Raw genomic sequence first — 24,851 nt, forward strand, 5'->3', positions numbered from 1 at the left:
TAACTGAATAATTTACGTGACTGTAAAACCGTTTTCTCCGTATGTGCCCGGGATACGTGATTTTAGTAACTGAATAATTTACGTGACTGTAAAACGCTCACTTAAATACAGGACTGAAAGGCGGAATTTTAGTAACTGAATAATTTACGTGACTGTAAAACATTCATATTGATTAAAGTTATACGCCTCTTATTTTAGTAACTGAATAATTTACGTGACTGTAAAACATAAACAATGAAATTCAGAATAGTCGATGCATTTTAGTAACTGAATAATTTACGTGACTGTAAAACACTGCCGGAAGTGGCAAGAGCGTAGACACGATTTTAGTAACTGAATAATTTACGTGACTGTAAAACAGCTTTACAAGAACTTGGTCTTCACGGAAGATTTTAGTAACTGAATAATTTACGTGACTGTAAAACGGATGTAATGACTCACTCGTCAACCTATCTATTTTAGTAACTGAATAATTTACGTGACTGTAAAACAAATCCGGTTGCAATCCCAATTATGCCAACCATTTTAGTAACTGAATAATTTACGTGACTGTAAAACATCATCATAAACAAGGCCATTATCAATGCAATTTTAGTAACTGAATAATTTACGTGACTGTAAAACAAGACGTGAAACTGAAGGAATATGCAACAAATTTTAGTAACTGAATAATTTACGTGACTGTAAAACCAGAATGTTCGGTACCGCATTTTCACGCATATTTTAGTAACTGAATAATTTACGTGACTGTAAAACAAGACAAGTTCACTATTGATGCAGCTAACAATTTTAGTAACTGAATAATTTACGTGACTGTAAAACCGAGCTCAAGCTTGCTAGCTCGCAGCACACATTTTAGTAACTGAATAATTTACGTGACTGTAAAACACATGTAGCTCTCAGGAGCGTTGGTCTTGTATTTTAGTAACTGAATAATTTACGTGACTGTAAAACTTTTTTTATTTTAATGTACATAAAACTATATTTTAGTAACTGAATAATTTACGTGACGCTATATAAAATCAAGACAACAAGCAATATTATTTCAAAGTTTAGTTTTATTAAAAATTAAACTAGACGATTTTGATTCATTAAAGTAATATATAAGAATACGAAGTCAAGTTTTCACAGTTATTAGATTATCGACACACTGTGTCGACAATCTGGAAGCAGTATATTTTTATTATTATATGAGATTGCGAAATAAAAAATTTTCCACTCACTGAGTGGAAATTTCATCTAATAAACTAAAGATGAACAAATATAATATTTCCAATTCTAACAGAAAGGATTTATAGTATGGCAGATTTTAAATATGAAATAGTAGAACACATAGGCACACTCTCAGAAAGTGCCAAAGGATGGACAAAGGAACTCAACAGAATTTCATGGAATGGTGGAGAACCAAAGTATGATATCAGAGACTGGGCACCGGAACACGAGAAGATGGGAAAGGGTGTTACGTTGTCTGAGGATGAGATGGCAAAGCTAAAAGACTTATTGTAAATATCATTTGAATTACATGGAGGACAAAATCATGAGCAAAGTATTAGAAGAAATGAAAACCAGAAGAAGTATTCGCAAATTCAAACCGGACATGATTCCGCAAGACATCCTTGACCGGATAATTGAGGCCGGAACCTTTGCGGCAAACGGCAGAGGTGCACAGAACACCATTATTATTCAGGTGACAAACAAGGAAATAAGGGATGAAATCGCTAAGAGAAATGCCGACATAATGGGAAGTAATACTGATCCATTTTACGGTGCGCCGGTTATTCTTATCGTTCTTGGAAAGAAGGACTGGCCTACACATGTCTATGATGGCAGTCTTGTGATGGGAAATCTAATGCTTGCAGCACATGATCTGGGTATTGGAAGCTGCTGGATTCACCGCGCGAAGGAAGAATTTGAGTCTGACTGGGGCAAGGAGCTTCTCAAATCACTCGGTATTGAGGATGAGTATGAGGGAATCGGACATTGTGCTCTTGGATATGTCGATGGAGATTATCCTGACGTGATTCCGAGAAAAGAGAATCGCGTATTTTACATATAGGAGATAACCACCATGAATTTTTTATTTGTGGCATTGGGCGGCGCCGTAGGTGCAATGGCCAGATATGCCATCAGTCTTATACCCTTAAAAACTGAATTTCCTTTTTTGACTTTAATCACCAACGTAGTTTTCTACATTTTCGCTGGAATCCTATAATCTGTTTGACCATAATCACTGCCTGCTTGGGTGCGGATATGTGTTGTTGAGCTGTTTAGGATGTATACTCGGTGTGATGTGTGGCGAAAAACTTGCTGCAATAATCAAGTGACGAGTATTGTGCGGTTTTGCGAATGTGCGTGTGTTTCTGAATAGTTACAATACAAATTGATGGGGAGATAAGTGTATATGAGTGAAACGGAAAACAATGAGCTGACTGCCGGGAAGCAATCTAAGGAACCTAGGAGCAATCAAAAGCTAAAGCTTTTGTATCTGGCCAAAATTCTTTTGAATAATACTGATGCTAACCATGATATTACGCTTGATGAGATTTTAAACAAGCTGCATGCATACGATGTCACGGCAGCGAGAAAAAGTCTGTATGATGATATAGCACAGCTGAATGATTTTGGTATCAAAACCCAAAAGACGCAGTATGGCAGGACTGTCCATTATAAGGTGATTGGCAGGGCATTTGAGCTGGCGGAGCTTAAGCTTTTAGTGGATTCTGTCGCGGCTGCCAAGTTCATCACTGAGGAGAAATCCAATGAGCTTATTAAGAAGCTGGAGAGTCTTACAAGCAGACAGGAGGCTGCCACTCTGCAGCGCCAGGTATATGTTGCCGGAAGAGTGAAAACCATGAATAGCGACATCATGAAAAATGTCGATGCCATACACAATGCAATTGCAAATAATTCAAGCCTTTCTTTTCAATATTGCCGGTGGAATACGAAAAAAGAGCTTGAGGTGAAGCATGACGGCGCCAGATATCATGTCAGTCCATGGGGATTACTGTGGAATGATGGCAATTACTATCTGATTGGATATGACCATGATACACAGGTAAAGGATATTCGTCATTACCGTGTAGACAAGATGAAGAATATCCTGATTGAAAATAAAGTCCGTGAGGGCAGGGAGAAGCTTAAAAAACTCGATATTGCTTCTTATGGCAAATCGAAGTTTGGTATGTACAATGGAGAAGAGATTAAGGCTGAGATACTGTGCAAAAACAGCGCTATAGGTGTCCTGATTGACAGGTTTGGAACTGATGTGACAATCTTAAAGAAGGATGAAGCTCATTCGCGTGTTTTTGTGAAGGTAGCTGATAACAAGCTTTTTATTCATTGGATTATGGCAATGGGGGATAATTTTAAGATAATTGGCCCGGAGAATCTGGTGAAAGAGGTTCATGATGAGCTTAACAGACTGGCAAAACAATATGAGCTTGCTGACTAAATCTTGAAGAAAGTGCCATATTGGGAAAATAAAATCTTGAAGAAAATGCCATATTGGGGAAATAAAATCTTGAAGAGAGGTATACATGAGTATTTTAAACGTAGAGCACCTAAGCCATGGTTTTGGCGACCGTGCTATTTTTGAGGATGTTTCCTTCAGACTGTTGAAGGGAGAGCACATAGGGCTTGTCGGTGCAAACGGTGAGGGAAAATCGACTTTTATGAATATTATCACAGGCAGGCTTATGCCTGATGAGGGCAAAATAGAGTGGGCAAAGAAGGTGCGTGTGGGTTATCTAGACCAGCACACAGCGCTTGAAAAGGGTATGACTATCGGCTCAGTTCTTTCATCTGCATTTGATTTCCTTTATGATATGGAAAATGAGATGAACGACATATATGCGCGTCTTGGCGATGTGGACGAGGACGAGATGAATAAGCTGATGGAGGAAGCCGGCACGATTCAGGACATGCTTACCATGCATGATTTCTATATGATTGATGCAAAGGTTGAGGAGGTTGCAAGGGCTCTTGGACTTTTAGACCTGGGGCTTGATAAAGACGTTACCGATTTAAGCGGTGGTCAGAGAACCAAAGTGCTGATGGGAAAGCTCCTCTTGGAGAAGCCGGATATTCTGCTTTTGGATGAGCCTACAAACTATCTGGACGTAGAGCATATTGAGTGGCTTAAGCGATATCTGAACGATTATGAGAATGCGTTTATTCTTATTTCTCACGATATACCGTTTCTGAACAGCGTGGTAAATCTCATCTATCACATGGACAACAAGAAGCTCGACAGGTATGTCGGGGATTATGACAAATTTATGGAAGTCTATGAGATGAAGAAAGCCCAGCTTGAGGCTGCGTACAACAAACAGCAGCAGGAGATTAAAGAGCTGAAGGATTTTGTGGCGAGAAATAAGGCGCGTGTCGCTACAAGGAATATGGCGATGTCACGTCAGAAGAAGCTTGACAAGATGGATGTTATTGAGCTTGCTGCTGAAAAGCCAAAGCCGGAGTTTAACTTTAAGACAGCGCGTACTCCGGGTCGGTATATTTTCCAGACAAATGGACTGGTCATTGGCTATGATGATCCGCTTTCATCTGCTCTCGACCTTGAGATGGAGAGGGGACAAAAGATTGTTCTTACCGGTGCAAACGGCATCGGAAAGACGACATTGCTTAAGAGTATTCTTGGGCTGATAAAGCCGCTTTCAGGAAGTGTTACACTTGGAGATTATCTGGAGATAGGGTACTTTGAGCAGGAGATGGATCAGTCGGTTACAACCACATGTATTGAGGAGATATGGAACGAGTTTCCTGCATTTTCGCAGTACGAGGTGCGAAGCGCGCTTGCCAAGTGTGGTCTGACCACAAAGCATATTGAAAGCCAGGTGCGTGTGTTAAGCGGTGGTGAACAGGCAAAGGTACGCCTGTGCAAGCTGATAAACAGAGAGACAAATATTCTGCTTCTGGATGAGCCTACCAACCATCTGGATGTGGATGCTAAGGATGAGCTGAAGCGTGCCTTAAAGGAATATAAGGGCAGCATACTGATGGTATGCCACGAGCCGGATTTCTATGATGGGCTTGCGACGGATGTGTGGGATTGTTCAAAGTGGACTACGAGATTATAGATTTATAAATTATGAATTAGATATGCATGCCTTTTAAGACATAGATATTTAGAGCAGGAGATGATTTTTATGCATATCAGTATACTTTTAATGGAACAGATAATAGAGCTTTTTATCATAATTTTAATGGGTTTTATTATCGTGAAAGCAGGTATTGTGAAGGATGAGGACAGCAAGGTTTTATCAAAGATTGTGCTGTATCTGATTATACCGTGTGTTATTATCAATGCCTTTCAGGTGGATTACACTTCAAAAACAGTGAGAGGTCTTTTGATTGCATTTGTGGCATCGGTGATTTTGCGGTTAGTTTTGCTGTTTATCATTTCTGCTATGGGCAGGCTTTTCCATATTTGTTACCTTTCTCAGGATGCTTCTGGTTCCGTTGATATCGCTTATTCTTATTAAAATCAGCCATATGGCATATCTTTCTGCAGATGCGCCAAAGATTATGCTTATTGTTTTCTTGGCGATTATTACGCCTTCGGCATCGACTGTTACACAGATGTGTCAGGTGTATGGCAATGATTCAAGGTATGCCAGCGCAATAAATGTAGTGACAACACTTTGTGCTGTAGTGACGATGCCGGTTATGGTGCTTTTATTTGAAGAATTTATATAAAAACGAAAAGTCATGAAGCTTGTTTTTAAACTAGAAGGTCATCACACAGTCCCTTGTGATTTCATCAAGTGATGATACACCACACATCTTCATGGTGTCTTCAAGCTCTGTACCGATTTTGTCTATGTATGCACGTACACCATCGGCCTTACCGCCGTATACAGCCGTTACAAACGGTCTTGTGATAAGAACTCCGTCTGCACCCAGTGCAAGGGCTTTAAAGACGTCTGTGCCGCTTCTGATGCCACCATCTACAAGAATCTTAATGCCTGAGCCTTCAAGAGCCTTTACGATGCTTTCAAGCACCTCAGCAGTGGCAGGACACTGATCCAGCACACGTCCACCGTGATTTGATACAATAATAGCGCTTGCGCCTGCCTCTTTTGCTTTAAGCGCACCCTTTACGGTCATAATTCCCTTTACAATAAATGGGGTTCCGGCCATCTGTATGATATCGCAAAGCTCTGAAACTGTTTTGCTTCCGGCTGGCGGATCAAGATTTTTGAGGAATGGAAGACCGGCTGCATCGACATCCATAGCTACTGCAAATGCGCCTGATTCATGTACCAGCTCCATTTTTTCACGTATGGTCTCAATGTTCCATGGCTTTACGGTAGGTATTCCGGCACCATCTGCATTTTTGATAGCTTTGGTGGCTGCAACCATGACATTGGGGTCAGTTCCGTCGCCTGTGAAAGCTGCGATACCGTTCTTTGCACAGGCTGACACGAGGATATCGTTGTATGTCACATCATCCAGACAGTCTCCGTAGTGCAGCTGTACTGCACCTACAGGACCTGCAAATACCGGATATTTAAAAGTACGGCCGAAGAGTGAGAGAGAGGTGTCTACGGGCTTATTTTCGGCAATAGTATCCATGTTTACACGGATTTGTTTCCATTTGTCGTAGTTGCGTATGGCTGTGTCTCCGATGCCCTTTGAGCCGGGACCGGGCATCTGGTTTTTGCATGCGAGGCCGTTGCATTCAGGACAGGCCTTGCAGTATTTTCCAAGACGTGGTCTGGCATTTTCGATACATTCTGTATAGTTCATATTTTTCCTCCAAGTGTAAATCTTTTTAAATTTTATTATTGAGATTATAACACGATAATTTTTTAATGTATACAAAACAGATGAAAAGCTCTTGACTTGGAGTGGACTCCAAGTGATATAGTTTCATTGTAACAATCAAAAAGGAGGCGCTTATAGAATATATCAGGCTTTTTCAGATGGGAGATGCCACATTTGAAGCAAGGTGTCAGCTTCTCAAGGAGCAATACGAGCAGCTTGATGAGCAGAAAAAACAGATTGAAAACACGATGGAACGCTTACAGTATAAAATTTCTAAATACGAGAATGCGATAAAGACAGGTGAATTGACCTGGGACAAATAGGAGGACAAAATATAATATGTATCTTGAGAAAATTAACGGACCAGAAGATGTAAAGAAAATTAAGATAGATGAACTGCCGGTGCTGGCGCAGGAGATAAGAGATGCCCTTTTGGTAAGAGCAAGTAAGCATGGCGGACATTTTGGACCGAATTTTGGAATGGTAGAGGCGACAATCGCTTTACATTATGTATTTGAATCACCTAAGGATAAAATTGTTTATGATGTATCGCACCAGAGTTATCCTCATAAGATGCTTACGGGGCGTAAGGAAGCGTATTTGTCTGAACAGCACTATGATGATGTGTCAGGCTATACAAATCCAAACGAGAGCGAGCATGATTTTTTTACAGTCGGACATACATCAACATCGGTCAGTCTGGCTGCAGGTCTTGCAAAGGCAAGGAACTTAAAGGGTGAAAACGGCAATGTGATTGCTGTCATCGGAGACGGCTCATTAAGCGGAGGAGAAGCACTTGAGGGACTTGATTTTGCTGCTGAGCTTCAAAGCAATTTTATTATTATAGTAAATGACAACGATATGTCGATTGCTGAAAATCATGGAGGTCTCTATCAGAATCTTGCTCTGCTTCGAAAGACTGACGGTCAGACAGAATGCAATCTGTTTAAGGCTATGGGACTTGACTATGTGTATGTGGACAGGGGCAACGATGTTGCAGCTCTTATTAAGGCATTTAAAGAGGTCAAGGACAGCACTAAACCGGTTGTAGTGCATATAAACACACTTAAGGGCAAGGGTTATGCCCCTGCAGAAAAATGCAAGGAGCAGTGGCATTACAGCGGTCCATTCGATATAGAAACAGGAAAGCCGCTATTTGACAATGTGGAAGAGGATTATTCTTCTGTGACCTGTGAATATCTGCTTGAAAAGATGAAAAATGATTCTTCTGTTGTTGCAATTACTTCCGGTACGCCGACTGTTATGGGATTTACAGAAGATAAGAGAAAAGAGGCTGGCAGTCAGTTTGTCGATGTAGGTATTGCAGAGGAGACTGCAGTGGCACTGGCATCAGGTATCGCAGTAAATGGTGGTAAACCATTTTATGGTGTATACAGTTCGTTTGTACAGAGAACCTTTGACCAGGTATCACAGGATGTCTGCATCAATAACAGTCCGATTACAATGGTAATATATCAGGGTTCCGTATATGGAATGAATGACGTTACACACTTAGGCTTTCAGGATATTCCGATGCTTTCAAATATTCCAAATCTGGTATATCTGGCACCGGCAACAAAGGAAGAGTATCTGGCCATGCTCGACTGGAGTATGGAGCAGACATCTTATCCGGTTGCAATAAAGCTGCCGGGCGGACCGATGATTTCAGATGGTTCAAGGGTGACAAAGGATTTTGGCAGACTCAACAGATATGAGGTGGTTCAGACAGGAGAAAAGATTGCGATTATCGGTCTGGGAACCTTCTTTGAACTGGCAAAGGAGGCTGCGAAGCTTCTTAAAGAAGAAGCCGGAATCAACGCAACTGTAATCAATCCGTATTACATCACCGGATTGGATGAGGCGCTTTTGACTAAGCTTAAGCAAAATCATGATACTGTTATTACTTTAGAGGATGGTATTTTAGATGGCGGCTTTGGTGAAAAAATCGCACGATTCTATGGTGCAAGCAATATGAAAGTGATGAATTATGGATTGAAGAAGGAATTTCTTGACAGGTATGACGTGGATGCTGTACTGAAGGAGAATCATCTGACTGCAGAGCAGATTGTGGAGGATGTGTTATCTATTTTATAATAAAATCATAAATTTCAAATATAAAAGACGGCTGATTTTTCAACCGTCTTTTTTATAGAAATTTCAAAGCTTGTAATTGAGATGAGCTTCACAATCTGTTATAATACCTTCATAATCGAATAGGGAAAGAGTCGGGTGTGATTTTTCGGTTGCCCCTAGTACAGAAGGACATGCTGTTTATGTCCGGATGGAGAGGAGGCGTGGTAATCATGAACACAATGGAAGTATTAACTTTGTTGCTTGTAATCTTTACTGCACTGGCATACATAGATGGACACAATAAAAGAAAATAGCACCCACCGACCAAAGTAGTGCTATTTCTTAATTAAGATTTTTATCTACTGAGGCAATCGGAAGTTTTATATCCGATCAACTCTTTCTTTATCTCGATTATAATATAAGACGGATAATTTTTCAACCGTCTTTTTGTGTATAATAATATAAAATATCTGAAAAATAACAGATGTGGAAAATTCCAGTCATTAACAGACATTGACAAAGGAAGCAGTGTATTAAAGGACGAGGTATGTACTGCAAGCGGAGCGGTACTATTTTTTTGCGGCACACATTTATTCGCTAAATCTAAGTTTAACGAATAAATGACCTTATAAAAGTATTAAAGTACTACAACAAAAACATACATCTGCTTATTTTTTGCATAATACCTGCAATTTCGATACGTACAACAATATTATGATTAAAGGGTCAAAAGGTATCATCGAAGCATGCATCGATGATACCTTTTATAATAATACAAGAATAAGCCACCGAAACCTCTATTTGTATCAGCTCCGATGGCTTTATATCTATAGTTTTTCTATACAACAATACAATTACTTATTATGCAATTATTTATTGTGATTTCTCATGCATTCCCTGTATTTAAGTATAAGCTCGATTGAGTCCTCAACTGATATCTGGCTTGTGTTCAGGCACAAATCATAGCTTCTTGCGTCTCCCCATTTTTTACTGGTGTAGTAATTGTAATAGCTTGAGCGCTCTTTATCTTTTTTCTTAATTATGTCTTTAGCCTTGTTCTCCGGGACATTGAGTCTTTCACTTATTCTTTTAATTCTGTCGTCCATGTTGGAACGTATGAAGATATTGAGACAATGCGGCTCGTCTGCTAAAGCATAATCTGCACAGCGGCCTACAATAACACAGGATTCATTTGCCGCAATCTTTTTGATAGCATCAAACTGTGCTAAAAATACCTTGTGATTCAGAGGCATATCAAGAAATGGTGCTGTGGAATAAGAGCCACCTGTGTAGGTGTCCATGACCAGCGAATATAAAAAGCTGTTTGTAGGCTTTTCGTCATGCGACTCAAATATTTCCTCGCAAAGTCCTGATTCCTTAGCTGCCTTCTGTAAGAGCTCTTTATCATAAAATTTAATTCCAAGTCTTTTAGCTAATTCTTGTCCGACCTGTTTTCCGAGGCTTCCAAATTCTCTTCCTATTGTGTAAATTTCGTTTGATCCCATAATTCAGACCCCCTTATATAAATAATTAATACTATATCACTATGTGATAATTCAATTTATTTGTTATTTATATTATATAACACTTCAAGCAAATTGGCAAAGTATTTTGGTAAAGGTGCATCAAATTCCATGTATTCACCGGTTTTTGGGTGCACAAACCCTATTGTTTTTGCATGCAGGCACTGTCCTTCAAGGCCTTTGAAGCGGTTTTTCGTCGGGGAATAGCTGGAATACAGCATATCTCCAAGCAAGGGATGATTAATACTTGCCATATGCACGCGTATCTGGTGTGTCCTGCCGGTCTCAAGCTTAAACTGCATATATGTGTAGTCACCAAAGCGTTCAAGCACCTTATAATGTGTGACAGCCGGCTTTCCGTTTTTCTCATTGATCGCCATTTTCTTGCGGTCATTGGGATTTCTGCCTATGGCGCCCTCTATGGTGCCCTCGTCATCCTTTACATTGCCACAGACAATGCCCACGTATATACGGTTGCAGCTATGGTCCTTTATCTGTTCTGATATCTTTATATGGCTTTCATCGTTCTTGCAGACAATAAGGGAGCCGGTGGTGTCCATATCTATGCGATGTACTATACCGGGCCGTATTTCGCCGTTTATACCACTTAAAGAGTCCTTGCAGTGGTACATTATGGCATTTACAAGAGTATCGCTGTAATGCCCGGCTGATGGGTGTACAACCATGCCCTTTGGCTTGTTGACTACCAGTACGTCATCATCCTCGTAGAGTATGTCAAGAGGAATGTCCTGTGGCAGAATAGGTGTCTGTACGGCATCAGGAATTGTGACATCTACTATGTCATCAGTCTTTAGCCTGTAATTTGCTTTCTGGGGCTTATCATTGACCAGTATTTGATTTTCTTTTAGTATCCGTTGAAAAAAGGAGCGAGAAATATCCGGATAAATGCTGCTTAAGTATTTATCCAGTCGTTCTCCCTCCTGTTCACTCTGGACTTCAAATGTATCTCTATTCATAGTGAAGCTTTCTCTTTTTTTGTTTATTTTCTTTATCTATTTTCATGCTTTTTGTCAGGGAAGATTAAGGAAAAATCCTCCTCCTTGTAGTAAAACAGCCCGAGTATGATAAACATAAATGCCGCTACAGTGACATATATATCAGCTACATTGAATATCGGAAAATTAATCAGGCTAAAATAAAAGAAATCAACCACATAGTTATTTACAATACGGTCTATCAGATTGCCGAGTGCACCTGCAACAAACAGTATTACAACAACATTCAGCAGTCTAAAACGTTTTGAGACAGGTATTTTGCGATACCATACACACAAAAGTATAACAACTGCAATGGTAATCACTGAGAAAAAAATCATTTTGGCACGCAAAAATGCCAATGGATTCTCAGACCAATATGTAAAATGAAAGATATTCTGTATTATTGAAAGCAGATCAACACCAAATGCAGCACTCTGGTTTTCCAGGTATCTGAACTCGAAAACTCCCGGAATGAGAACAAACACACCCGTGGATGATTGCTTTAGGTTTATAACAGCCAGATACTTTGTAAGCTGGTCAATTGCTACAAGAATCAATGCAATGATGCCTGCTGTACACATCTGTTTTTTTGTTTTATTTTTCTTCATAGCTGATCAGAGACTCCGCTTAATAAGATGAACCCGGGAGATCAAATGAATCCATGAGACTCTGGATATCTCCTGAGATATCTACTCCGTGTGGTGTGGCGATGAAGATAAAGTTGGATATCTTCTGCAGATTACCGTGCAGGGCATATGCTGAGCCTGATGTGAAATCTATGATGCGCTGTGCCACATCGACATTAAGTCCCTCCATGTTGATGACGACTGTACGTCCGTTAAGTAATGTGTCTGTTATTTCTATTTCGTCTTCAATTGAACTTGGTTTTATTACGCAAACTTCCATGTCTGATGCTACCTGCTTTCTGGATGATTTTGATATTGGTGTAATCTTGGATGTAGTCTTAACAGGCTTCTCCTTTGGTGTTGTATCACGCCTTGTGCTTTTTATGGCCGTTTCCTCTTCAACAGCCTCTTTTTTTCTACGGAAAGGATTTCTTGGAAGCTCTTCTTCTTCCTCATCATCGAGGTAATAATCCTCGTTATCGAACTCCTCATCGTCCTCAGAATTCAAACTCATTTTGTCAAGAATCTTATCTATGAAACTCATTTCTATATTCCTTTTCTATTTTTATTTTGTGTATAGCATATGAAAAGTATCAGTTAGCATTGCTGTAGTCGCGCTCTCCAAATATTCCGGTACCGACACGTACCATTGTTGCGCCCTCTTCTATTGCTACTGTGTAATCTCCTGTCATACCCATGGACAGAACATTCATACTGACATTATCTATGTTTTTCTGTGCTATGTCAACTGATAATTGCTTAATATCTCTAAAGTATTGTCTGTTATCCTCAGGATCATCTACAAATGGTGCTATAGTCATAAGTCCTTTTATATGGATATGGTCCAGTTTAGCAATTTCTTCAACTAAGGAGATAGCCTCATCTTGTGATGTGCCAAACTTAGATTCCTCTCCTGCTATATTGACCTCAACCAGTATGTCGCAGCTGCAGTCATGCTTTATGGCCTGCTTTTGTATCTCCTTTGCCAGATGCAGTGAATCTACAGAGTGAATAAGTGATGTTTTTCCAACTATATACTTCACCTTGTTGGTCTGAAGATGCCCAATCATGTGCCAGTGAATATCTTTTGGCATAACCTCCATCTTTTCACACATTTCCTGTACCTTATTCTCGCCGAACTCACGGATGCCCTCATCGTATATCTCACTGAGCATCTCAACAGGTTTGGTTTTGCTGACTGCAATTAGTGTGACATCACTATAGTTTCTGTGAGCTCTGTCACATGCGGCCTTTATATTTTGCTGAACCTGATGTAAGTTGTCTTTTAACATAAAATCTGCCCTTTCTGTATATTTTTCAATAATATTTATTACCAATAATTATTTGGTTATGGTCTGGTTTTCCTTCACGGATTTGCCATCCAAGGCTATATGGTCATAAAGCGAAATGCCATATGGCGTTTTGGCTTCTACAATTGTGTAGTCATCGTTTGATGCAAGTACCTTTATCTGCTTAAACACAGCGTATCCTTTGTTGATATTGTAGACACCTGTGAGCTTGTCCTTATCTGTTCCAACCCTGTAGGTTGACGAAGAATCAGGCTTGACAATGATATCGCCGTCCTTAAGATATTCATCATCTACGAAATAAAAGTCATCATTCTGGCTGAATATTGTTGGACTGACTATATTAACTGAGCCACTGCTTTTATCCTTTATCATGAGTGACGAATCATCGGAATCGCCGCTTGCAGTGAAATAATCCTTAGGAATAGTGAAAAATTCCTTTTTGGTTATAGCTGAATTAGGTATTTTAAGCCCTGTGTCTGTTCCAAGCACGAGCTCTATATTGGTAAAACGCTCATTTATATAGCGGATGAGCGAGTTTTTCATATTCAGCTTCAGGAAAAAAGCATCATCCTTCTTCAAAAGGCTGAACGATACCGTGGTTGTATAGTCATCATCGCAGAATCTGATTTTTATGACTGACTTGTCATTCAGGCTCTTGGCAACATTGTCAGGAACATTTATGAGTATATTCCAGTTCTCACTTGTAATCAGCTTATAAACAGGATCCAGCTGATTGATGGTGCTGTTGTCGGTTAAATCAGTCTCTTCATAATTAGTGTTGTTGTACTGATCCAGAGTGAAGCTGTCTGTAGTGACATCCTCATAGCCGTCTATCCCGTAATAGACTATTCCGGGAGCTGTCGGCTTATATGTATAGAAGGTGTTGTTAGCCTCAGCAGTACTGATAGTATCTGCCAGGCTTGTCAGTGCATTTTGACTGAGAACCTGTGTCAGCTGTGCAGAAAGATCGTTTTTAAAGGTATAAACCTTTGAAAAGTATCGTCTGTTGTAGCCGGATGAAAAGCTGTTTATGTCAGTGATAATCTGCCCGGCAGCCTCGTCAGTGATGGCGGAAGCATCATTTTGAGCACCGGTAATCTGGGTTGCAATGGAGCCGTCTGTATCAACAGAGTAGACAACATCACTTGTTGCAACCTTTGAGCCGTTTGACACAAAGTAGTTGAGGTTTCCTGATTCCTCAGCATACACTACACTTTCCTCGCGGATTATCATGCCCTTATATATGTTGTTGGTCGCTATAGTACCCTGTTGTACCTCGTATTCAGATACCGGGTTTGAGGTGAAATACGTAAATATGTGAAAAATCACATAGATTATTATTACAAAAAACACTATAAAACCGATATTCAGATTAAAGCCTGTGTGATATTTCAGTACTTTTTTATTCTTTTGGGACACAATTTTACTCCTTAAAAAAGGGATGTGAAATACACATCCCCATAATTAATCATTTATAAAGAAATGATAACCTTTGCCTTGGCACATTCAGGCAACTTGTCAATATTCCTTGAAACACTTAAGATGAACTTCACCTTAAACTTCTCGCTGATTATATCAAGCTTTTCGATTGCCTTGGTGATATCCCCCTCATCATCAAGTGATGCAATTGTAAGGAAGCTGTCTAAATACATCTCCTCCAGATCATGATCCTGCGATATGATTCCGCATATAAATCCTAAAAATTCATCACAATTGTCAATAGGATAGTCCATAACATTGATTAGTCGAACCTGGTTATTAAGCTCATACATGTGCTTCTGGCTCTTATCAAGAAAAACTATGGAACCCTCATTTCCCTTAATTGATGAATTTACCTTGTCTAACAGCTCTTTTGTCTTGCCCTTGCCCTTGTCTCCACAAATAATTTCTATCATGGCTCATTCCTCCTATGGATAAATATTGTGATTATTAATAAAAAATAATTGTATTTTTATATTATTATAGTATAAATAACCATAAAACTCAATATTTAATTAGCAAATCCACTAAGTATTTCATTCATGAAGCTATAAAGATCCTTTTTACCATCTGCCTTGTAAACTATGCTTATGATGCGCTCATTTTTAGCATTCTGGCTTAGCAGTACGAGGCAATGGCCTGCCTCCCCCGTAGTGCCTGTCTTTCCTCCTGTCACTGTGACGTTTTCAGGAGCTGTATATGCTCCGGTCAGATAGCCGCAGGTATTCTTAAAGGTCTTTGAAACAGCCGCGCCCTGGGCATTTGTATATGCCGCATCATGGGTCTGTGAACTGATGATTGCAACAAAGCTCTCTAAGGATATGGCATTGGAAAAAATGAGGTACATGTCATATATGGTAGTGTAATGATTTTCATCAGGAAGACCACTTGGGTTGACAAAATTGCTGTTTGTGGCACCAAAACTTTTTGCAGTGCTGTTCATCAGCTTGGCAAATTCTTCTGCAGAACCACTGCAGTACTCTGCCAGTGCTATTGCCGCATCATTGCCACTCTCAAGTAAGAGCCCATACAATAAGTCCTGCACGGTAATGACATCGCCCTCCTTTAGGCCACATACCGATGATGAATGACCCGGGTTTGCAGCGTCATGGCTTACTGTGACTGTCGCATTTAAATCACAGTTTTTAAGAATTATGTATGCAGTTAAAATCTTTGTAGTGCTTGCAGGATAGAGTTTTTCAAACAGATTCTGGCTATACAGCACCTGATGAGTGTCAATATTAAAGGCTCCGGCTCCCTCTGCGGTTTTTGCAAACTGCATATTGTCCTGACCAAAATTGACATCATTTGTGACGCAAAGGTTGGACGCAAAATAATTACTTCCGTTATATCCATTTATATAATCTGTGGAATAAGTATCATATGCATTCTCAATCTTTGTACCACAGCCGGTCATAAAAACCGCTGCTATGCATGTCAGACATAGCAGTCGTTTAATTCTTTGTTTACTTGTACATCTCACGCCAGTCAAGATCTCCTCTGTCCAATGATAAAATGAGCAGCTCTGCTGTAGCCAGATTGGTGGCAAGTGGTATATTATGCTCATCACAAATACGGAAAATACTGTTTACCTCAGGCTCGTGTGGCTTAGGCTTTAATGGATCACGCAGAAAGATGACAAGATCTATGTCATTGTGCTCAATCTGTGCTCCAAGCTGCTGGATGCCTCCTAAGTGTCCTGCAAGATATTTGTGTACTGAGAGGTTTGCAACCTCCTCTATCAGACGTCCTGTGGTGCCTGTGGCGTACAAATTATTTTTGCTTAAGATACCTCTGTATGCTATGCAGAAGTTCTGCATCAGTTTTTTCTTTGAATCATGTGCAACTAATCCTATGTTCATTGCTAACCTCCCTATGAATATTTCTTCGGCTGTAATCCAACATTCAGGACAATTCCCATTCCCATGTACAGTGAAACAAGTGACGTAAGTCCATAACTGACAAATGGAAGAGTCATACCGGTATTGGGCATAAGACCTGTGGCTACGCACAAATTGATAAAGGCCTGAAAGCCTATAAGTGCTCCCATGCCACAGCATATGAGCTTTCCACTTGTGTCCTTTGCCTTCCTTGCTATAAGTATACACTCAATTACGATAAGAAGCAAAAGAATTATTATACTGATTGTACCAATAAAGCCAAGCTCCTCTCCGGCAACAGCAAATATAAAATCTGTTTGAGGCTCTATGATGTAGTTGGTGTTCTTCATAGAGGTTACAACAGAGTTGTTAAGTCCCTTGCCAAACAACTGTCCTGAGCCTATAGCCCAGATAGAGTTCCTTTGCTGTGCTGCTGTATCAGCGTAATTTGTCGGGTCGAGCCACGACATTATACGTGTAGCAGGGTAAAAGCCTTTTTTGATGAGTGCATCGGCATGTGTATATATATAGCTTATCACTATCAAAACTATCGGTACTGAAACTCCAAGTACCGGCATTATTATTTTATAACTTAATCCGCTAATAAACAAGAGGGTAGCGAAAATTAATGCAGTAAGAATTGTCGTTGAGTTGTCCGGCTGCTTTAAGATAAGGAATAAAGGGATACCGGCAAAAATTACAGATAATACCAGAGTTCTTACTGTATTTATACAATCCTCAAACCTGGAAAAGAAATAAGCAAAAAACAAAATAAGTATAATTTTCGCAATCTCTGACGGTTGGAATCTGATACCTGCGATCTCAAACCAGCGCTGTGCACCCTTTGCATCATCACCTGCAAATAGAACAAGCAACAACAGCACAATCATTCCGGCATAGTATATCCACACGAATTTGAGCAGAAATGTGTAATCTATAAGGGAAAGCACTATCATAATAGTCAGTCCCATTACAAAGCCTATTATCTGCTTGCTTTGTACGGAGTGCTTGGCACTGCCTATCAGCAGGATGCCTATAATCGACAAAGCTATTATGTATACTACTAATTGAAAGTGATAATTCTTTAGTCTGTACTGTTTGAGCATTTTGTTACTTCCTATCTGTTATCTTTGTAATCTTAATTCTAATACTAATGACATGATGGTCAAAAGGTATTTTGTTAAAGGTTATTAATTGATTTTTTGTCGCGCATGATAATCCGGACTTCGTAAGCTTCATCGTTTATATTCATATGTCTTTGTATCACGCTTTTTATTTCTTTTTTAATCTGTGCCATATTGTCAGAAGCAGATATTGTGCTCCTATCTTCTGCAAGTGCTATTTTAAGCCTTTTCTTTGCGTATTCTCCTGTTTTGGAAAATTTATGCATCATACAGCGGCACCTCTCATATCGTCAGAGGAATGGATTATCTGACCGGATATTCGGGCAAATACAGGAGAAAGCCTGCTTTTGGCCTCACGGACAGGTATTCCTCTGTTCTGGCAAATGATAACACTTTTGTCATAGGGAATAGTGCCGATAATCCTGGTAGAAAGAAGTGCTGTAATATCATTATCGGATATCATCTGATGCCTTCTTACCATATGCTTGTCATATGCATTAACAATGACTGATATATCGTCAAGATGTGCGCTGTCGAGCAGGCTTATGCATCGCCTTGCATCGTGTATGGCAGATACATGCGGTGTGGTAACTACTATCGCACGGTCTGCAGGTGAGACTGAAAACCAAAAGCCGCTGTCGATACCCGCCGGAGAATCTATCAGACAATAATCAAAGCTTGCTTTAAGCTCCTCTATAAGTATCTTGAAGCGTGCCTCATAGCTGCATAGCGTATCCATGGAAGGTGCTGCAGGAATTACATATAGATTGGGATACTTTTTATTGCGTATGATTGCCTGTCTGATACGGCATGAGCGGTTTAAGATGTCAAGGATATTGTAATTGACCTTGTCCTCTATTCCCATTACCAGGTCCAGATTGCGAAGTCCCATGTCTGTATCGAGCATGATGACTTTTTTATCTAACTGTGAAAGTTCAACTCCGATATTGGAAATAACCGTAGTTTTTCCAACACCGCCTTTTCCTGAAGTGAAAACTATTGCTTCACTCACAAAAATAAACCTCCTAGTCTGTTCTGGCACTTGAGCCTGATGAGTTTACACCCTCAGCCTTGACTGCGAGTAAATCGTCAAGTGACTCCAGATTATAATAATATGAAATTATATTTCTGGATGCAGCTGCAGCATTGTGTGAGCTGTATCCATATGATATACGTGTAGCTATTGTAATTTCAGGATTGCTTGATGGAGCATATCCTACAAACAGTGCATGGTTTGGTCTTGTCTCAACCTGCTGTGCTGTTCCTGTCTTACCGGACACCTCAACACCTGTAAAGCCGCCAAATACATCATGCAGGTCTTCGACCACCATACGCATTCCCTGATGGATGGCATCCCACTGGCTTTGAGTAAGTGTGCCTGATATATCGGTTGATTTTGAATCATACTGCTTGACTGTTTTGCCGTCTGCATCCACAATTTTGTTCATCAGCTTATAGTCATAAAGCTTTCCGGAAGCAACTGCTGTCACATATCTTGAAAGAGAAATAGTTGTAAAGTTGTTATTACTCTGTCCGATAGCTGCCATAACAGGATACTGTGTGGCAATGGACGGCGTCTTTTCTACTATCTCAACACCTGATTTCTGGTCCAGTCCGTATATAGATGCATATTTTTGTATGTATTTCATACCGTTTTCATCGTCATATGAACCGGTGTCCTTGCTCGCAAGCCTGAAACCTGTTGTGTAGAAGAATACGTTACATGAATCCCTTAAAGCTTCAGATACATTGTCCATACCATGCGCTCCGGGATAAATCCAGCATTTTGGCTGATTGCTGATTTCTGTAAATATTCCGGTACAATTGATCTTTGACGAAGTATCAATGACTCCCTCGGCAAGACCTGCGGTGCTTGATACCATCTTGAAGGTAGATCCCGGTGCAGTCTGCTCCTGGGTTGCATAATTCCATAGCGGATTAGACTTGTCCTCTCTGAGAGACTGGTAGTAATCAGCATCTACAGTGTTTGCAAGCTTGTTGTTGTCATAGCCCGGATAGCTGACTAAAGCCTTTAGCTGTCCTGTCTTTACATCAGTTATGACACAGGAGCCTGTACATGGGTCAAGGGCAAGCTGTGCAGGTGTTATCTCTATATTGTTTATTTTGTCCATAAGAAATGCATATGGACTGATGGAGCCATTGGCAATGTTGCTTACTGTTGCATCGTCATAATCGAGTACACCCTGGTCAAAAAGCAGAAGGCACAGCTGCTGTCCAGTGACCGCCCCGGAATTTACCATATATTTGTATATAATTTTGGCAAAGTCTTTATTGTCAGTCATGGCATCCCTGATATACGAGCAGAGTGCTGTGTAAATCTCGCTTGAATCAGCATACTTCTGGTCCACATCAAGCTTTGTGATGTCTATCCACTGCTTTGAAATGCAGTATTTGAGATAATCACGCGGTGAGAGTGTGCCAGCCTTCCATGAGGTGTATGTGGAATCAGAGGTATCTATCTGTTTGTTCAACAGCAGTCCATCATCGTTTAGCACTGACATAACACATGTAAAATAATCAAGTGTCTGCTCCGACATGGAGGCAGTGCCTGAGGTACCACTTTCAAGCTCTCTGTCAATAGTGGATAATGCATCCTGCAGCTGACCACTGAAGGAATTGTATATAGCCTGCTCAGTTGCTGATGCATCTGATGCATTGAAGTGTGTCAGGTCAACTACATTGTTGTTGATCAGTGCAAAGTAAACATCATTTATAGGTATTTCACCGGATTTTATTTTGGAGTAAACAATTCCGGCTATCTCCTGCTCTAACAGCTTGTATGTGGCCTCCTGCAGCTTGATGTCAATACTTAAGTAGACATCATTTCCGGAAACAGGATTCTCCTGACTTATTACCTCGTTTATCTTACCGACATTGTTTACATAGACCTGTTTTTCACCGTTTTTGCCTCGCAGATAGCTCTCATAGTACTGCTCCAAGCCTGACTTACCTACCATATCATTTTGTGTATATGAGTCATCATCCTTTGACAGCTCATTATACTCGTCGGTAGATATCTTGCCTGTGTATCCTATGAGCGATGAAATATATTCAGGATAGTTGTACTTGCGGATGGTATCCTCTTCAACTGATATGCCGGTAAGAGTATCTGAATGCTCATTGACATATGCTACTATCGAATCATTTACATCCTTTGCTATAGTAGTGGTTTTGTATTTAGTGAATCGGTTCTGTTTTATGGCATATCTCATCACTACAATATCATAAGTGGCCTGTGTATCATACTTGCTGCTTATATCAAAGCATTCATTCTGGTCAGAGCTTAGAAAATCAATAATATTCTGGGCGCTGGCATTTGCCTCGTCAAATCCAAGTGCTTTATTGTATTCGAGCTTATCATATTTCTTTCCGAACACATCTGACAGAAATCTCTTTTTTGAGGTTTCAGATGTGAATGTAAAGCTGTATGTACCATCATCGTTTAAAACAACCGGAAAATCATTGTATATGGAGCCGCCATTGTTTTTTATCACATTGATAATTTCATTAAGCTCTTTGTTTAAAAGACGATTGTGCTCCTTCGTAGATGAATAGCTGCCATTGTCTGAGATGACTACAGAGTATGCAAGCTGATTGTAAGCAAGCAGCTCACCATTTACATCGTATATATTGCCTCTTGATGCCTCTATGGAAAGCGGCTTTTTAATCAGCATTATGAAGTTTTTCTGATAATCTGCACCTTTAATAATCTGAAGGGTAAAGACTCTTTCGGCAAGCAGGGCAAACATGAAAATAATTACTGCTGCCAATACAAAAAGCCTTGAGCTGAAAAATTTCTTCAGAAAATCTTTTATATCATAAATCAAATTTCTTTGCTCTCCTTTTCTCGTATGCTTCCAGCTTCTGGTTTAACTTAAGAAATACCAGATACAAAAGTATACTGATAACCATTGTGTATACAAATTCAGGTATGATAATTGACTTCAGATAGTACAAAAAGCTAAATCTGCCACGCAGTAAAAACATGAAAAAGTATACTACCAGATTGTAAAACAAATCGCTGCCTCCTATCAGAAGCATAGGAAGCTTTATATCGTCAGGATAGAATCTTTTCTGGAATAATCCATTGATAAAACCGATATACATATATATTAAAGCATACAGTCCTATATAATTTCCGCAAAATATGTCAATAAGCAGGCCGCAAAAGAAGCCTACCCACAGTCCTTCCTTTTTGCCACGCATAAAGCCAAAGGATGATACGGCTATAATCAACAGGTTTGGTGAGATATTGGCAAAGGAAAGAGTCTTAAACAGCGTGGTCTGCAATAAAAAGCATAAAGTTATTATTATAAATAAAACAATTCTACGTCTCATGCTGCTCCTTACTTATTTTCAGTTGAATTTTCAGTCTGGCTGTCACCGGCTGTTTCTGTACTTTCGGTGTCGTCAGCTGTCTTAGTGTCACCGGTCTGCTTAAGCTGTGTTATGACCATGACATTTTCGATATGCTCAAAATCTACAACCGGTGTGATAGTGCCGGATTTTGTCAGATTGTTGGAATTATTTTCGATTTTTGTTACATAGCCAATCAGTATGCCCTGCTGGTAACGGTCTGACACGTATGAGGTAACTACAGGATCGCCCTCTTTTACCTTGTTGTCGTCATCCTTTAACTCTGTAAAGGTAATTACCTTGTCCTCGTTCATGGTTTTTATATTGCCACTGACGGTGAGGTTGTCCTCCGTGGTGGAAACCATGCCACTGACCTTGCTGGCATCATCTATGATACAACGTACCTTGGCAAAATTATCACCAGCATCGGTAACAATACCTACAAGTCCGCTTCCCGCAAGCACATTCATGCCTACGTCCACTCCATCCTTTTTTCCTTTGTCGATAGTAAAGGTAGAAAACCAGTTTCCGCTGTCCTTTGCTATGACACTGGCAGCAACCTTGGGATATGATGGATATTTGGTATCCAAATCAAGAAGCTGTCTGTAATTGTCAAGCTCATACTGTTCAAGTTTGTTTGTTGTGAGCTGTGTTGTAAGCTCTTCTACCTCGGCCTTGAGCTTTTTATTCTCAGCCTTGACATTTTTTAATGTACGTATTTCTGTAACCTTATCTGAAATGTGGATTCCAAAGCTGTTTATACCTTTCTGCATTGGGATGAATACATATCCGGCAGCAGTCTTTAAAGGACCACCGGAGATATTTAAGGTAAGGCTTAACAGCATGGTCACAAAGCAGACTGCTGTCATAATCAACAGTGTGTATCTTGCAGGCAGCTTTTTATTGTGCTTTCTCTTTCGATTGCGAAAATTCTTACTCATGTTAACCTCGGTTATTATTTTTTGATGCTGAACGGAAGTCTCTTATATTTTGAATCAGAAACTATTTGTACGAGTCCGCGTACTGCACTCTCCTCAGGACATTCTGAGCAGATGACCTTTATACCTGTAATCTGTTCAAAGAGCTGGTCAAGTCCTGTAAGCTGTGAGCCACCTCCTGTGATATAAATGCCTGAATGGATGATATCCTTTGCAAGCTCAGGCGGAGTCTTCTCAAGAATCATTTTTATTGATGTGCATATAGACTCAAGGTTTGACTTCATAGCCTCGTAAACGACCTTTGAACCAATTTCCATCTCAATAGGCAGGCCGCTTACCACATCACGTCCCACTATTACCATACTGTCCTCTCTTCCCGGAAGTGCAGAGCCTATGGTCTCCTTCAACAGCTTTGCAGTCTTTTGTCCGATTACAAGATTGAACTCCTTTCGCACAAAGGAGATAATTGACTCGTCAAGTCTGTTGCCACCGAAATGAAGCAGGTCACTAAGCACTAGGCCACCGAGTGAAATAACGGATGTCTCTGTTGTGTCAGCGCCCATATCTACTATCATGACACCGGTTGGCTCGTTTACATCTATTCCAAGACCTACAGCATCAGCGATAGGCTTCTCACAGAGCATGACCTTTTTAGGCTTTGATTTGCTCTTATAGAAGAGCTCGTAGAATGCTCTTTTCTCTACATCTGTGATATCTGTCGGCACAGCGATGATGAACTCGGCATTTTTGATACGTGCCTTTGTCTTGTGCTCCAAAAAGTCAAAAATCATAGTCTGAAGCAGATTATAGTCAGCAATAACTCCCTCTACGACAGGAAATATGACGTTGATTGTCTCAGGCGCCTTTTCATACATGGCATATGCGCTGTCTCCATATGCATATATCTGATTTTTGTCTATTACGGCTATTGTGTTTTTCTCAAGCATTGTCTTGCCTGTAGCCTTTGAGTATACCTTGAAATTGTTTGTTCCCAGATCAATTCCGTAAACGTTGTTGCTCATAATAATTCTACCTCGTCTTCTGTTTATATAAGTTTATTTTCATAGAAGCTATAATATTCGTTATCTCCGATTATGATATGGTCACAAAGCTCTATGGAAAAAATTCCTGAGCCCTCAATTAATCTGTCTGTGACAGCAATATCATTTCTGCTGGGAGTACAATCTCCGCTTGGATGATTGTGCAATAAAACAAGCTTTGATGCATTTTTGTCCAGGGCGGTCCTGATGATGGAGCCTATGTCCACTACAGATGAGCTTAGTGAACCCTTGGATATGAACTTGTCTCCTAAGAATCTGCTTTTAACATCAAAATAGGCACAAATGACGACTTCATTTGTGAGATGCCTCATCTGCTCCATGTAGTAGTCAGCTATTGTCTGAGGATTATTCATTCTGATGCTTTGAACCTTTTTGGTCTTTGCTATGCGAAGCGACAGCTCTGCTATCGCCTTAAGCTGTATAGCTTTTATCTGCCCTATCCCGGGGATACTAAGAAGCTCCTCATAGGACATCTCATAGAGATTGAGCAGATTGCTATGCTTGCCGGAAAGTATGTCCTGTGCAATATCAATCACAGTCTTGTCTCTTGTGCCGGTCTTTATAATGATGGCAAGTAAATCAGCGTCTGACAGGCCTGATGCTCCAAGCGATAAAAATTTCTCATATGGTCGCTCTGAAGCCGGCAGATTTTTAATTGTTTTGTTATTATGCATTAATCCCT

The 24,851-nt window shown here is 40.1% G+C and carries 24 protein-coding genes, 2 pseudogenes and 1 CRISPR repeat array (1 of these 27 only partly in view); of the genes and pseudogenes, 8 read left to right on the top strand and 18 right to left on the bottom strand.

Translation table 11 applies throughout. From position 1 onward, the window contains the following. Positions 1-1,019: direct repeats of the CRISPR family, unit length 36 nt; unit sequence ATTTTAGTAACTGAATAATTTACGTGACTGTAAAAC; it begins 1,913 nt to the left of the window's first position. 280 nt (positions 1,020-1,299) lie between these two features. The 6 genes and pseudogenes from EUBREC_RS07700 to EUBREC_RS18290 all read left to right on the top strand — a co-directional run bounded on the left by EUBREC_RS07700 (position 1,300) and on the right by EUBREC_RS18290 (position 5,709). Then, positions 1,300-1,506, top strand: coding sequence for a YdbC family protein (locus EUBREC_RS07700; RefSeq protein ID WP_012742559.1), 207 nt, complete (start codon positions 1,300-1,302; stop codon positions 1,504-1,506). A 31-nt stretch (positions 1,507-1,537) separates the two neighbouring features. Next, positions 1,538-2,056 carry a nitroreductase gene (locus EUBREC_RS07705; protein WP_041254044.1) on the top strand — a complete coding sequence of 173 codons (519 nt, stop codon included), beginning with the start codon at positions 1,538-1,540 and terminating at the stop codon, positions 2,054-2,056. Between the two features lie 12 nt (positions 2,057-2,068). Continuing rightward, positions 2,069-2,324: pseudogene (locus tag EUBREC_RS18285) on the top strand (fluoride efflux transporter FluC). Positions 2,325-2,401: 77 nt separating this feature from the next. Next, positions 2,402-3,451, top strand: coding sequence for a helix-turn-helix transcriptional regulator (locus EUBREC_RS07715; RefSeq protein ID WP_012742562.1), 1,050 nt, complete (start codon positions 2,402-2,404; stop codon positions 3,449-3,451). 85 nt (positions 3,452-3,536) lie between these two features. Next, positions 3,537-5,090: an ABC-F family ATP-binding cassette domain-containing protein gene (locus EUBREC_RS07720; RefSeq protein WP_012742563.1), complete on the top strand. Its 1,554-nt coding sequence runs from the start codon at positions 3,537-3,539 to the stop codon at positions 5,088-5,090. A gap of 69 nt (positions 5,091-5,159) precedes the next feature. Next, a pseudogene (locus EUBREC_RS18290) lies at positions 5,160-5,709 on the top strand (AEC family transporter). A 30-nt stretch (positions 5,710-5,739) separates the two neighbouring features. Here the strand turns inward: EUBREC_RS18290 and EUBREC_RS07730 are convergent. After that, the gene (locus EUBREC_RS07730) at positions 5,740-6,762 is read right to left on the bottom strand and encodes an alpha-hydroxy-acid oxidizing protein (protein ID WP_012742566.1); all 1,023 of its coding nucleotides are present in this window, start codon (positions 6,760-6,762) and stop codon (positions 5,740-5,742) included. A gap of 176 nt (positions 6,763-6,938) precedes the next feature. Between EUBREC_RS07730 and EUBREC_RS07735 the strand changes: the two genes are divergently transcribed. Both EUBREC_RS07735 and EUBREC_RS07740 read left to right on the top strand, forming a co-directional pair. Further along, positions 6,939-7,103 carry a hypothetical protein gene (locus EUBREC_RS07735; protein ID WP_012742567.1) on the top strand — a complete coding sequence of 55 codons (165 nt, stop codon included), beginning with the start codon at positions 6,939-6,941 and terminating at the stop codon, positions 7,101-7,103. Between the two features lie 16 nt (positions 7,104-7,119). Continuing rightward, on the top strand, positions 7,120-8,874 hold the full coding sequence (locus EUBREC_RS07740; protein WP_012742568.1) for a 1-deoxy-D-xylulose-5-phosphate synthase: 1,755 nt from the start codon (positions 7,120-7,122) through the stop codon (positions 8,872-8,874). An 848-nt stretch (positions 8,875-9,722) separates the two neighbouring features. On the opposite strand, the gene EUBREC_RS07745 is transcribed toward EUBREC_RS07740, so the two are convergent. From EUBREC_RS07745 to radC, 17 genes are all read right to left on the bottom strand, one after another. Next, positions 9,723-10,358 carry a cytidylate kinase-like family protein gene (locus EUBREC_RS07745; protein ID WP_012742572.1) on the bottom strand — a complete coding sequence of 212 codons (636 nt, stop codon included), beginning with the start codon at positions 10,356-10,358 and terminating at the stop codon, positions 9,723-9,725. 56 nt (positions 10,359-10,414) lie between these two features. Next, a complete protein-coding gene (locus EUBREC_RS07750) occupies positions 10,415-11,353 on the bottom strand; it encodes an RluA family pseudouridine synthase (protein WP_012742573.1) in 939 nt (312 codons plus the stop codon). 32 nt (positions 11,354-11,385) lie between these two features. Next, positions 11,386-11,982: a signal peptidase II gene (locus tag EUBREC_RS07755; RefSeq protein ID WP_012742574.1), complete on the bottom strand. Its 597-nt coding sequence runs from the start codon at positions 11,980-11,982 to the stop codon at positions 11,386-11,388. Positions 11,983-12,001: 19 nt separating this feature from the next. Continuing rightward, positions 12,002-12,544: a cell division protein SepF gene (locus EUBREC_RS07760; RefSeq protein ID WP_012742575.1), complete on the bottom strand. Its 543-nt coding sequence runs from the start codon at positions 12,542-12,544 to the stop codon at positions 12,002-12,004. A 49-nt stretch (positions 12,545-12,593) separates the two neighbouring features. Next, positions 12,594-13,292, bottom strand: coding sequence for a YggS family pyridoxal phosphate-dependent enzyme (locus tag EUBREC_RS07765; protein WP_041254569.1), 699 nt, complete (start codon positions 13,290-13,292; stop codon positions 12,594-12,596). A gap of 48 nt (positions 13,293-13,340) precedes the next feature. Next, positions 13,341-14,729, bottom strand: coding sequence for a biotin/lipoyl attachment domain-containing protein (locus EUBREC_RS07770; RefSeq protein WP_012742577.1), 1,389 nt, complete (start codon positions 14,727-14,729; stop codon positions 13,341-13,343). A gap of 53 nt (positions 14,730-14,782) precedes the next feature. After that, positions 14,783-15,205, bottom strand: coding sequence for a hypothetical protein (locus EUBREC_RS07775; protein ID WP_012742578.1), 423 nt, complete (start codon positions 15,203-15,205; stop codon positions 14,783-14,785). A gap of 95 nt (positions 15,206-15,300) precedes the next feature. Next, positions 15,301-16,272: a D-alanyl-D-alanine carboxypeptidase family protein gene (locus tag EUBREC_RS07780; protein ID WP_306719264.1), complete on the bottom strand. Its 972-nt coding sequence runs from the start codon at positions 16,270-16,272 to the stop codon at positions 15,301-15,303. Next, positions 16,256-16,651, bottom strand: a complete 396-nt coding sequence (locus EUBREC_RS07785; RefSeq protein WP_012742580.1) for a methylglyoxal synthase — start codon at positions 16,649-16,651, stop codon at positions 16,256-16,258. The genes EUBREC_RS07780 and EUBREC_RS07785 overlap by 17 nt, the downstream gene beginning before the upstream one ends. An 11-nt stretch (positions 16,652-16,662) precedes the next feature. After that, positions 16,663-17,775, bottom strand: a complete 1,113-nt coding sequence (locus tag EUBREC_RS07790; RefSeq protein WP_012742581.1) for an FtsW/RodA/SpoVE family cell cycle protein — start codon at positions 17,773-17,775, stop codon at positions 16,663-16,665. Positions 17,776-17,849: 74 nt separating this feature from the next. Continuing rightward, positions 17,850-18,062 carry a cell division topological specificity factor MinE gene (locus EUBREC_RS07795; RefSeq protein WP_012742582.1) on the bottom strand — a complete coding sequence of 71 codons (213 nt, stop codon included), beginning with the start codon at positions 18,060-18,062 and terminating at the stop codon, positions 17,850-17,852. Continuing rightward, positions 18,059-18,805 (bottom strand): septum site-determining protein MinD, encoded by a 747-nt coding sequence (gene minD, locus EUBREC_RS07800; RefSeq protein ID WP_167527327.1) that lies wholly within the window; start codon positions 18,803-18,805, stop codon positions 18,059-18,061. The genes EUBREC_RS07795 and minD overlap by 4 nt, the downstream gene beginning before the upstream one ends. A 13-nt stretch (positions 18,806-18,818) precedes the next feature. Then, positions 18,819-21,641: a peptidoglycan D,D-transpeptidase FtsI family protein gene (locus EUBREC_RS07805; protein WP_012742584.1), complete on the bottom strand. Its 2,823-nt coding sequence runs from the start codon at positions 21,639-21,641 to the stop codon at positions 18,819-18,821. Next, positions 21,631-22,152 carry a rod shape-determining protein MreD gene (gene mreD, locus EUBREC_RS07810; protein ID WP_012742585.1) on the bottom strand — a complete coding sequence of 174 codons (522 nt, stop codon included), beginning with the start codon at positions 22,150-22,152 and terminating at the stop codon, positions 21,631-21,633. The genes EUBREC_RS07805 and mreD overlap by 11 nt, the downstream gene beginning before the upstream one ends. Positions 22,153-22,160: 8 nt before the next feature. Then, the gene (gene mreC, locus EUBREC_RS07815) at positions 22,161-23,111 is read right to left on the bottom strand and encodes a rod shape-determining protein MreC (protein ID WP_012742586.1); all 951 of its coding nucleotides are present in this window, start codon (positions 23,109-23,111) and stop codon (positions 22,161-22,163) included. Positions 23,112-23,125: 14 nt separating this feature from the next. After that, the gene (locus EUBREC_RS07820) at positions 23,126-24,130 is read right to left on the bottom strand and encodes a rod shape-determining protein (RefSeq protein WP_012742587.1); all 1,005 of its coding nucleotides are present in this window, start codon (positions 24,128-24,130) and stop codon (positions 23,126-23,128) included. 23 nt (positions 24,131-24,153) lie between these two features. Then, the gene (gene radC / locus EUBREC_RS07825; RefSeq protein ID WP_012742588.1) at positions 24,154-24,843 is read right to left on the bottom strand and encodes a RadC family protein; all 690 of its coding nucleotides are present in this window, start codon (positions 24,841-24,843) and stop codon (positions 24,154-24,156) included. Positions 24,844-24,851: the final 8 nt, after the last annotated feature.

The sequence above is a fragment of the Agathobacter rectalis ATCC 33656 genome, from assembly GCF_000020605.1.
In the GTDB taxonomy this organism is placed as follows: domain Bacteria; phylum Bacillota; class Clostridia; order Lachnospirales; family Lachnospiraceae; genus Roseburia; species Roseburia rectalis.